9 protein-coding genes are annotated in these 9,323 nt (G+C 65.2%); 4 read left to right on the top strand and 5 right to left on the bottom strand.

Going from position 1 to position 9,323, the window contains the following annotated elements:
• Window positions 1-132: 132 nt before the first annotated feature.
• Entirely contained in the window at window positions 133-1,206 is a 1,074-nt protein-coding gene (locus ACY8GK_RS21125; protein WP_196179730.1) for an AI-2E family transporter, read from the bottom strand.
• Window positions 1,207-1,217: 11 nt separating this feature from the next.
• Complete coding sequence (locus ACY8GK_RS21120; RefSeq protein ID WP_462401958.1) at window positions 1,218-2,279, bottom strand: DUF2066 domain-containing protein; 1,062 nt, start codon at window positions 2,277-2,279, stop codon at window positions 1,218-1,220.
• 330 nt (window positions 2,280-2,609) lie between these two features.
• Between ACY8GK_RS21120 and purM the strand changes: the two genes are divergently transcribed.
• From purM to ACY8GK_RS21100, 4 genes are all read left to right on the top strand, one after another.
• Window positions 2,610-3,668, top strand: a complete 1,059-nt coding sequence (purM, locus tag ACY8GK_RS21115; protein WP_196179552.1) for a phosphoribosylformylglycinamidine cyclo-ligase — start codon at window positions 2,610-2,612, stop codon at window positions 3,666-3,668.
• Window positions 3,668-4,321, top strand: coding sequence for a phosphoribosylglycinamide formyltransferase (purN, locus tag ACY8GK_RS21110; protein ID WP_196179551.1), 654 nt, complete (start codon window positions 3,668-3,670; stop codon window positions 4,319-4,321). The genes purM and purN overlap by 1 nt, the downstream gene beginning before the upstream one ends.
• An 8-nt stretch (window positions 4,322-4,329) precedes the next feature.
• The gene (locus ACY8GK_RS21105; protein ID WP_196179549.1) at window positions 4,330-5,040 is read left to right on the top strand and encodes a DUF3108 domain-containing protein; all 711 of its coding nucleotides are present in this window, start codon (window positions 4,330-4,332) and stop codon (window positions 5,038-5,040) included.
• A 170-nt stretch (window positions 5,041-5,210) separates the two neighbouring features.
• Complete coding sequence (locus tag ACY8GK_RS21100; protein WP_462401957.1) at window positions 5,211-5,402, top strand: hypothetical protein; 192 nt, start codon at window positions 5,211-5,213, stop codon at window positions 5,400-5,402.
• A gap of 189 nt (window positions 5,403-5,591) precedes the next feature.
• On the opposite strand, the gene ACY8GK_RS21095 is transcribed toward ACY8GK_RS21100, so the two are convergent.
• The 3 genes from ACY8GK_RS21095 to relA all read right to left on the bottom strand — a co-directional run bounded on the left by ACY8GK_RS21095 (window position 5,592) and on the right by relA (window position 9,304).
• Window positions 5,592-6,131, bottom strand: a complete 540-nt coding sequence (locus ACY8GK_RS21095) for a DUF2058 domain-containing protein (protein WP_196179546.1) — start codon at window positions 6,129-6,131, stop codon at window positions 5,592-5,594.
• A gap of 12 nt (window positions 6,132-6,143) precedes the next feature.
• The gene (mazG, locus tag ACY8GK_RS21090; RefSeq protein WP_462401956.1) at window positions 6,144-6,989 is read right to left on the bottom strand and encodes a nucleoside triphosphate pyrophosphohydrolase; all 846 of its coding nucleotides are present in this window, start codon (window positions 6,987-6,989) and stop codon (window positions 6,144-6,146) included.
• Between the two features lie 74 nt (window positions 6,990-7,063).
• The gene (gene relA, locus ACY8GK_RS21085; RefSeq protein WP_196179542.1) at window positions 7,064-9,304 is read right to left on the bottom strand and encodes a GTP diphosphokinase; all 2,241 of its coding nucleotides are present in this window, start codon (window positions 9,302-9,304) and stop codon (window positions 7,064-7,066) included.
• Window positions 9,305-9,323: the final 19 nt, after the last annotated feature.

Genomic DNA, 9,323 nt, shown 5'->3' with positions numbered 1-9,323 from the left:
GCTGGCGGAAGGTCGCAAGGACCGCGGGGGCCTTTGGTGAGCTGTGCGCAGAGTCTATACCCGCAGGGTCCGGCATACAATCAGCGAGGCGGCCAGCGCAAGCAAAATCAAGGGCTTGCGCCGGCCTCGAGACTACAGTCGCGGATCCACATCGCCGCCATACATGTCCGACTCCTTGTACAGGGCATGCACGTGGCGCAGCAGCACCATGATCACCGCCGCCACCGGCAGCGCCAGCAACACGCCGGTAAAGCCGAACAGCTCGCCGCCGGCGAGGATCGCGAAGATCACGGCCACCGGATGCAGGCCGATGCGGTCACCGACCAGCAGCGGCGTCAGCACCATGCCCTCGAGCGCCTGGCCGACCATGAACACCGCGACGATGGCCAGAAGCGGGTAGAGATCGCCACCGAACTGGAACAGCCCGGCGACCAGCGCGGCGCCGATGCCGATGATGAAGCCCATGTACGGCACGATCGCCGCCAGCCCCGCCAGCACGCCGATCAGCAGGCCGAGTTCCAGACCGACCAACATCAGGCCGGCGGCATAGATGACGCCCAGCGCCACCATCACCAGCAGTTGCCCCCTGAGAAAGGCACCCAGCACTTCATGGCATTCGCCGGCCAGGCTCACCACCTGCGTCTCGCGCTGGCGCGGCAGCAGGCTGCGCAGCTTGGCCATCATCAGGTCCCAGTCGCGCAGCAGGTAGAAGCCGACCACCGGCACCAGCACCAGGTTCGCCAGCCAGGCCAGCAGCGCCAGGCTCGAGGCCGTGGCATGCGACAGCAGCATGCCGACGATATCGGTGGTCTGGCCCATGTGCGCGCCGATCGCCGCCTTGATCTTGTCGAAGCGCCAGAAGCCCTCGGCCAGGCCCAGGCGCGCCTGGACCCACGGCAACGCGATATGCTGCATCCAGTCGAGCACCTGTGGCGCCAGCTCGTAGAGCCGCACCAGTTGCCGGGCCAGCATCGGGATCACCACCAGCAAGGCCGCCAGCAGGACCAGGGTGAACAGGCCGAACACCACGATCACGCCCCAGGTGCGCGAGAGCCCCAGGCGCTCCAGGCGATCGACCAGCGGGTCGGCCAGGTAGGCCAGCAGAATGCCGACGAGAAACGGCGAAAGGATATTGTGCAGGCTGTACAGCAGCACGGTGATCGCCAGGGCGATGCCCAGCCATGCCCAGCGGCGCAGATCGGTCATCATGCGCCTGCCTACCATCGAAAACGCAAGCCGTCGAACGGCTTGACGGGTTCGGCCACAGCCGCGTCAGGCCGGGCGGGCGGCGGGCTGGCGGGCATCGCCGGCGGCGGCGCGGGCGGCTCGGCCGGGACTTCCTGCAACCTTGCCAGCCCAAGCTGGGCACGCAACTGATCGGGATTGCCATTGACCGTATAGGTCAGGGTATCGCCGTGCGCCTCCTGAAGACGACCGGCAAAAGGTTCGAGCACCCGGCCAAGCTCGGCATAGCGCTGCAAGGACATGCCTTCGACCCGGACCTGCAGCTCCCGGCTGGCACCGGGACGGTTGACGAAGCGCGGCGCCAGGCGCGTGCTCAGCGCAAGCATCACCGCATCGGCCAGGCCCGCCTGGTCGGCGCTTTCGACGCTGCCCTGCTCGCGCTGGTCGCCCAGCCACAACTGCCATCTGCCCTGCCACTTGCCATCGCCTTCGCGGGCATGCACGGCCAGCAAGGCGTCGGCGGCATAGCGTTGCGAAGCTTCGCGCAAGGGGCCGGGATCGTCGCTGTCGAGCTGCTTGCCGTCCGCCGTCAGCTGTTCCTGCAGGTCGGCCAGCGGCAGGCGCAACGGCAGGCCACGGTGCTGGGCAGCGCGCCGTAGCGTTGCGGCGCTGGCCTGACCGTCACCGACCAGGCTGCTGCCTTCGACCCCATCATTGAGCCACCAGGCCAGGATCGAGGGCCGGTTGCCGCCCCACAAGGCCAGGCCGGCCTGGCGCAGCGTACGTTCGGTGCTGCCTGGATCGAACTCCACCAGCAGGCTCTCCGGCGGCCCCGCCTCGTAGCCGAACCGGCTGATGATCTGCTGGGGGTCCTTGCGCAAGTCGGCCAGGGCCGGGCTGCGGATTGCCTTTGGGTCACCGGTGAGGCGCAGCACCAGGGTCTGCAGCGCCTTGCCGGTGGCCTGCGCCCGCGCCTCGACGCCTTGGCCATCGACCGCCTCGCGCACTTGGTAAAGCCCGGACACCGTGGCAGCCTGGGCCGTCACGCCGGTCAGCACGAGGCAACCTGCCAGCAGATAGTCGATAAATCGCATGAAATGGTCCTGTCCGGATGAACATCGAGGCGCGGCATCGATCCGGCAGCGCAGCGCTGCCCTTGGCAGCACCTCGACGCCGGGATCCGCTGCGCCGTGTTTCCCTATACCTTATACAGCCGCCGGCGCGGCAACCAGTCATTGCCCATGAAACGATGTTTTTGACGTTTTCCCAGGCCAGGCGATGGCCTGAGGATGGCCGCTGCCGGGCAACCCTGATAAAATCGCGCGCCTTCGCAGACCATCGACGCCCATGCTCCGCCGTCCTCCCGACCGGCCATGGCCGTTACGGTCGTTTCCCGAATCCCTCCCTCCTAAAGGCCTGGATCAATGAGCAAGCAACCCTCCCTGAGCTACAAGGACGCCGGTGTAGACATCGACGCCGGCGAAGCACTGGTCGAACGCATCAAGGGCGTGGCCAAGCGCACGGCGCGCCCGGAAGTCATGGGTGGCCTGGGCGGCTTCGGCGCCCTCTGCGAGATCCCGGCAGGCTACAAGCAGCCGGTGCTGGTCTCGGGGACCGATGGCGTGGGCACCAAGCTGCGCCTGGCGCTGAACCTGAACAAGCATGACAGCATCGGCCAGGACCTGGTGGCCATGTGCGTCAACGACCTGGTGGTCTGCGGAGCCGAGCCGCTGTTCTTCCTGGACTACTATGCGACCGGCAAGCTCAATGTCGACGTGGCCGCCACGGTGGTCACCGGCATCGGCGCCGGTTGCGAACTGGCCGGTTGCTCGCTGGTAGGCGGCGAAACCGCCGAGATGCCAGGCATGTACGAGGGCGAGGACTACGACCTGGCCGGCTTCTGCGTGGGCGTGGTCGAGAAGGCCGAGATCATCGATGGCTCGAAGGTCGCCACCGGTGACGCGCTCATCGCCCTGCCCTCCTCCGGTCCGCATTCCAACGGCTATTCGCTGATCCGCAAGATCCTCGAAGTCTCTGGCACCGACATCGACGCCACCGAGCTCGACGGCAAGCCGCTGGCCGACCTGCTGATGGCTCCGACACGCATCTACGTCAAGCCGCTGCTGCAGCTGATCAAGCAGACCGGCGCGGTCAAGGCCATGGCCCACATCACTGGCGGCGGCCTGCTGGACAACATCCCACGCGTGCTGCCGGCAGGTGCCCAGGCGGTCATCGATGTGGCCAGCTGGCAACGTCCGGCGGTCTTCGACTTCCTGCAGGAAAAAGGCAACGTCGACGAGCACGAGATGCACCGGGTGCTCAACTGTGGTGTCGGCATGGTCATCTGCGTGGCCCAGGACCAGGTCGACGCCGCCCTGGCAGTGCTGCGCCAGGCTGGCGAGCAGCCGTGGGTGATCGGCCGCATCGCCGAGGCGCCGGCTGGCGCCGCGCAGGTCGAGCTGCAGAATCTCAAGGCGCACTGATGCCGAGCGAGACCTGCAATGTGGTGGTACTGCTGTCGGGTAACGGCAGCAACCTGCAAGCACTGATCGACGGTTTCCGCGACGAACCGGGCCTGGTCCGGATCGCCGCGGTGATCTCCAACCGCGCCGATGCCTACGGCTTGCAGCGTGCCCAGGCGGCCGGGATCCGCACCGCGGTGCTCGAGCATCACGGCTTCGAGGGGCGCGAGGCGTTCGACGAGGCGCTGGCGCAGCTGATCGATGGCTTCTCGGCGGACCTGGTGGTGCTCGCCGGTTTCATGCGCATCCTCAGTGGCGATTTCGTCCGTCACTATCAGGGCCGGCTGCTGAATATCCATCCGTCGCTGCTGCCCAGGCACAAAGGCTTGCACACGCATCGTCGAGCCCTGGAGGCCGGGGATGCGGAACACGGCTGTAGCGTGCACTTCGTCACCGAGGAACTCGATGGCGGCCCCTTGGTCGTACAGGCTGTGATACCGGTCGAGCCTGGCGACACGCCCGAATCCCTGGCCCAGCGAGTCCATCGCCAGGAACACCAGATCTATCCGCTGGCCGTGCGCTGGTTCGCCGAAGGCCGCTTGCGTCTCGACGAACAGGGTGCCTTACTGGACGCCCGACCCCTGCCGGCCAGCGGTCACTTGATTCGATCCTAGGAGAATATATGCGTCGCGCCCTGCTTCTGGCCCTCGCCGTCCTCGCCCTGCCGCTCCAGGCAGCCGACCTCAAGCCGTTCTCGGCAAGCTATACCGCCGACTGGAAGCAGTTGCCCATGAGCGGCACTGCCGAACGCAGCCTGGAAAAGAACGCCAACGGCACCTGGAGCCTGAACTTCAAGGCTTCCATGATGATCGCCAGCCTCACCGAGCAAAGTACCGTGCGGGTGGACAAGGACCTGCTCCTGCCACAGAAGTACCACTTCGAGCGCGGCGGCCTGGGCAAGGCCAAGAAGGTCGACCTGGACTTCGACTGGGCAGGCAAGAAGATCACCGGCAGCGACCGTGGCGATGCGGTCAGCCTGCCGCTCAATCGTGGCGTGCTGGACAAGTCCTCGTACCAGCTGGCCTTGCAGCATGACGTGGCGGCCGGCAAGAAGAGCATGACCTACCAGGTGGTCGATGGCGACGAGATCGACACCTACGACTTCCGCGTGCTCGGCACCGAGAAGGTCACCACCAAGACCGGCCAGGTGGACGCCGTGAAGGTCGAACGCGTGCGTGATCCGAGCCAGAGCAAGCGTATCACCGAGCTGTGGTTCGCCAAGGACTGGGATTATCTGCTGGTGCAACTGCGTCAGGTCGAGACCGATGGTAAGGAGTACGTGATCGTCCTGCAGGAGGGTACGGTCGATGGCAAGTCGGTGAAGGGCAACTGAGACCGATCTTGCACGTAACACCCGAGCCCCGCCCCGTGCGGGGCTTCTTTTTGGCTGAAAAGTTGCGTGAAAGATGTTTCATGCCGAGTTTATTTACTTAGGCAGCTAACAGATTCTATAACAGAGGCCTGCGACATGGTGTCGCAGCGAGCTGATAGTGGAGTTTGACGATGACTGTTCAAGTAAGCGAACGCGACGAATCGAAACTGTCCCACGAAGGCCTGGCCGCCGGCGTGCGGATCTGGGATGTGCATCAGCAAGGCTTGCTGGTCGGGATGTTCCATAGCGAACAGGCGGCCAACGAGTATCGCCAGGAGCTTGAAGCGCTGGAAGATCACGGGCGGGCGCAGTTGCAGGGGTAGGCGCTGGGACGTCGGTAGTGCGGGTTGCTCCTGCGCAGGCCGTGCCAGCGGAGTGAGAACGGTGGCCTGTCCGATCCTGGGCCCGCGTTGCGGGCCATCACGGCCAGTCCGGCGCCTCGGTCGCGGCCTCCCATGCCGCCCCTGCAAACACCTACCGAGGGTGCGCAAGGCACGGCCGGGCGGGCCTGCTCACCACATCAGATCATCCGGGATCTTGTAGGCGGCGTACGGATCGTCTTCGTCGGTTTCCTCGACATGCGTGTTGAGCAACAGCACCCGCCGGGCATCGCGCTCCTGGATCTTCAGCGCGGCCTCGCGCGGGATCACTTCGTAGCCACCGCCATATGACACGATGGCCAACGCGCCGTTGCTCAGCTTGCTGCGCATCAGGGCATTGACGGCGATGCGCTTGACCTTCTTGTCGTCGACGAAGTTGAAGTAGTCATCGGTGTTGAGCTTGGGCAGGCGGGTAGCCTCGATCAGCTGCTTGATCTGGGCGGCACGGGCCTTCTGCTCGGCCTTTTCCTGCTGCTGACGGTTGAGCTCGTTGTCGCGCCGGACCTTTTCGGCCATGGCTTCCTTGGCCAGGCGCTGCTGGGTGTCATCCACCTCGGCCTGGCCTTTGTGCTCCAGGCGTTTCTGTTTCTTCTCGGCTTTGTTGACTTGCTTGACCTGCTTCTGGTTGACCAGACCGGCCTTGAGCAACTGGTCACGAAGGGAAAGGCTCATGGATTCACTCACTTATGCATCGGCCCGGCCACAGCCGGGCAGGTTCTTTTCCTGACGCTTGGCTTCGCCCCAGAGGGCGTCCAGTTCGTCGAGGGTGCAATCTTCGAACGAGCGGGCAGTGTCGCGCAATGCCTGCTCGATGAATCGGAAACGCCGCTCGAACTTGCGGTTGGCGCGGCGCAGGGCATTTTCCGGGTCCTGCCTGAGATGGCGGGCCAGGTTTGCAGTCGCGAACAGCAGGTCGCCCAGCTCGTCCTCCAGCGCATCGGGATCACCATCGGCCATGGCTTGCAGGACCTCGTCGAGCTCCTTGCGCACCTTGTCCAGCACGGGCAAGGCATCGGGCCAGTCGAAGCCGACCCGTGCCGCGCGCTTCTGCAGCTTGGCGGCGCGGGACAACGCTGGCAAGGCAGCGGGCACATCGTCGAGCAGCGAAAGCTGCTCGGGCTCGCTGTTCGCCGCGCGTTCCTCGGCCTTGATTTCCTCCCAGCGCTGCCTGACCTCGGCCTCGTTCAGGCTCGGCGTGTCGATCGGCGCGTACAGTTCGCCAGTAGGAAACACATGGGGATGGCGGCGAATGAGCTTGCGGGTGATCGCGTCGACCACGCCGGCGAAATCGAAGCGCCCTTCCTCGCGGGCCAGCTGGGCATAGTAGACCACCTGGAACAGCAGGTCGCCCAGTTCGCCTTGCAGGTGCTGGAAGTCGCCGCGCTCGATGGTGTCGGCGACCTCGTAGGCTTCTTCGAGGGTATGCGGGACGATGCTGACGTAGTTCTGCTCGAGATCCCACGGGCAACCGTGCCGGGGATGACGCAAGCGCGCCATGAGGTTGAGCAGGTCGTCGAGTGTATAGGTCATGTCGGTCCTTCGTCGTCGCCAGGCTACCGGCTCGCCCTCGACAGGGTGGCATGGCTGCCTGGCGGCGGGTCGCTTCAGGGGGTTCGGTTACGCCGCGTCTCGATGATGTTCGGCAATTGCGAGATGCGCCCCAGCAGCCGGCCCAGGGCGTCGATCCCGGGGATCTCGATGGTCAGCGACATCAACGCGCTGTTGTCTTCCTTGTTGCTGCGGGTGTTGACCGCCAGGACGTTGATCTTTTCGTTGAGCAGCACCTGCGAGACGTCGCGCAGCAGACCCGGCCGGTCGTAGGCGCGCACGACGATGTCGACGGGGTAGGTCTGCACCGGCACTGGACCCCAGCTGACCTGGATCATTCGCTCGGGCTCGCGGCCGGCCAGTTGCAGCACCGAGGCGCAATCCTGGCGGTGGATGGTCACGCCACGCCCCTGGGTGATGTAGCCGACGATGGCGTCGCCAGGCAACGGCTGGCAACAGCCGGCCATCTGCGTGAGCAGGTTGCCCACGCCCTGGATCTGGATGTCGCCGCGCTTGCCGCTGCGCGAGCTGGTCGGCTTGCGGGTGACCAGCTCGACCTGCTCGCTGCGCTCCGGCTCGAGCAACTGCTGGGCCGCGTTGACCATGTGCGCCAGGCGCAGGTCGCCGGCGCCCAGCGCGGCGAACATGTCCTCGGCGGTCTTGACGTTGGCTTTCTCGGCCAGTCGCTCGAAGTCCACCTGCGGCAGGCCGAGGCGGCTGAGTTCACGTTCGAGCAGCGACTTGCCGGCCGCGACGTTCTGGTCGCGGGCCTGCAGCTTGAACCAGTGGACGATCTTGGCCCGGGCCCGCGAGGTGGTGACATAGCCCAGGTTGGAGTTGAGCCAGTCGCGGCTCGGGCTGCCGTGCTTGCTGGTGATGATCTCGACCTGCTCGCCGGTCTGCAGGCTGTAGTTGAGCGGCACGATGCGCCCGTTGATCTTCGCGCCTCGGCAGTTGTGGCCGATCTCGGTATGCACGCGGTAGGCGAAGTCCAGCGGCGTGGCGCCCTTGGGCAGGTCGATGGCATGCCCGTCGGGAGTGAACACATAGACTCGGTCCGGCTCGATGTCGACGCGCAACTGATCGGCCAGGCCGCCGATGTCGCCCAGCTCCTCATGCCACTCCAGCACCTGGCGCAGCCAGGAAATCTTCTCTTCGTAGTGGTTGGAGCTGGACTTGACGTCGGTGCCCTTGTAGCGCCAGTGGGCACAGACCCCAAGCTCGGCTTCCTCGTGCATGTCGTGGGTGCGAATCTGCACCTCGAGCACCTTGCCTTCCGGGCCGATCACCGCGGTATGCAGCGAACGGTAGCCGTTCTCCTTGGGGTTGGCGATATAGTCGTCGAACTCCTTGGGAATATGCCGCCAGAGGGTATGCACGATGCCCAGCGCGGTGTAGCAATCGCGAATCTCCGGCACCAGCACCCGCACCGCGCGCACGTCGTAGATCTGGCTGAACTGCAGGCCCTTGCGCTGCATCTTGCGCCAGATCGAATAAATGTGCTTCGCCCGTCCGCTGATATCGGCCTTGACGCCGGTGGCCAGCAGCTCGTTCTGCAGCTGGTTCATTACGTCGCTAATGAACCGCTCGCGGTCCAGGCGCCGCTCGTGGAGCAGCTTGGCGATCTGCTTGTACTGGTCCGGCTCCAGGTAGCGGAACGAAAGGTCTTCCAGCTCCCACTTGATATGGCCGATGCCCAGCCGATGGGCCAACGGCGCGTAGATGTCGAAAACCTCGCGCGCCACCCGCAGGCGCTTGTCATCGTCGGCGGCCTTGACCGCGCGGATGGCACAGGTCCGCTCGGCCAGCTTGATCAGGGCCACGCGTACATCGTCGACCATTGCCACGAGCATCTTGCGCAAGTTCTCGACCTGCGCCTGCGAGCCGAGCACCAGCGACTGGCGCGGGTTGAGGCTGGCACTGATGGCAGCCATGCGCAGCACGCCGTCGATCAGCTTGGCCACCACCGGACCAAAGCGCTGGCCGACTTCGGCCAGGGTCACCTTGCCTTCGCGAACGGCACGGTAGACCACCGCGGCCACCAAGGAGTCCTGGTCGAGCTTGAGGTCGGCGAGGATTTCGGCGATTTCCAGGCCAGCCTGGAAGCTCGACGTGCCGTCGGCCCAGGAATGCTTGGCCGGATTGCCCTTCTTCTCGACTTCATGGGCGAAATCGCAGGCTTGCTTGAGCGCATCGCGATCGAGCGCCGAATCGACGCTCACCACATGATCGAGCCATGCTTCGAGATTGATACTGCCGTCGGTGTTGACCGGCTGGTGTACTCTCACCTGTACCATCTTTCTTTACCTTTCCATA

The sequence above is a fragment of the Pseudomonas sp. Marseille-QA0332 genome (genome assembly GCF_054950175.1).
Note: the sequence above shows the minus strand (reverse complement) of the source record. Positions and strands in the feature narration are given on the sequence as shown.

Excerpts from the sequence above, each read along its gene's own strand:
- ACY8GK_RS21125 (WP_196179730.1), bottom strand. The coding sequence starts at position 1,206 with ATGACCGATCTGCGCCGCTGGGCATGGCTGGGCATCGCCCTGGCGATC.
- ACY8GK_RS21120 (WP_462401958.1), bottom strand. The coding sequence starts at position 2,279 with ATGCGATTTATCGACTATCTGCTGGCAGGTTGCCTCGTGCTGACCGGC.
- purM (WP_196179552.1), top strand. The coding sequence starts at position 2,610 with ATGAGCAAGCAACCCTCCCTGAGCTACAAGGACGCCGGTGTAGACATC.
- purN (WP_196179551.1), top strand. The coding sequence starts at position 3,668 with ATGCCGAGCGAGACCTGCAATGTGGTGGTACTGCTGTCGGGTAACGGC.
- ACY8GK_RS21105 (WP_196179549.1), top strand. The coding sequence starts at position 4,330 with ATGCGTCGCGCCCTGCTTCTGGCCCTCGCCGTCCTCGCCCTGCCGCTC.
- ACY8GK_RS21100 (WP_462401957.1), top strand. The coding sequence starts at position 5,211 with ATGACTGTTCAAGTAAGCGAACGCGACGAATCGAAACTGTCCCACGAA.
- ACY8GK_RS21095 (WP_196179546.1), bottom strand. The coding sequence starts at position 6,131 with ATGAGCCTTTCCCTTCGTGACCAGTTGCTCAAGGCCGGTCTGGTCAAC.
- mazG (WP_462401956.1), bottom strand. The coding sequence starts at position 6,989 with ATGACCTATACACTCGACGACCTGCTCAACCTCATGGCGCGCTTGCGT.
- relA (WP_196179542.1), bottom strand. The coding sequence starts at position 9,304 with ATGGTACAGGTGAGAGTACACCAGCCGGTCAACACCGACGGCAGTATC.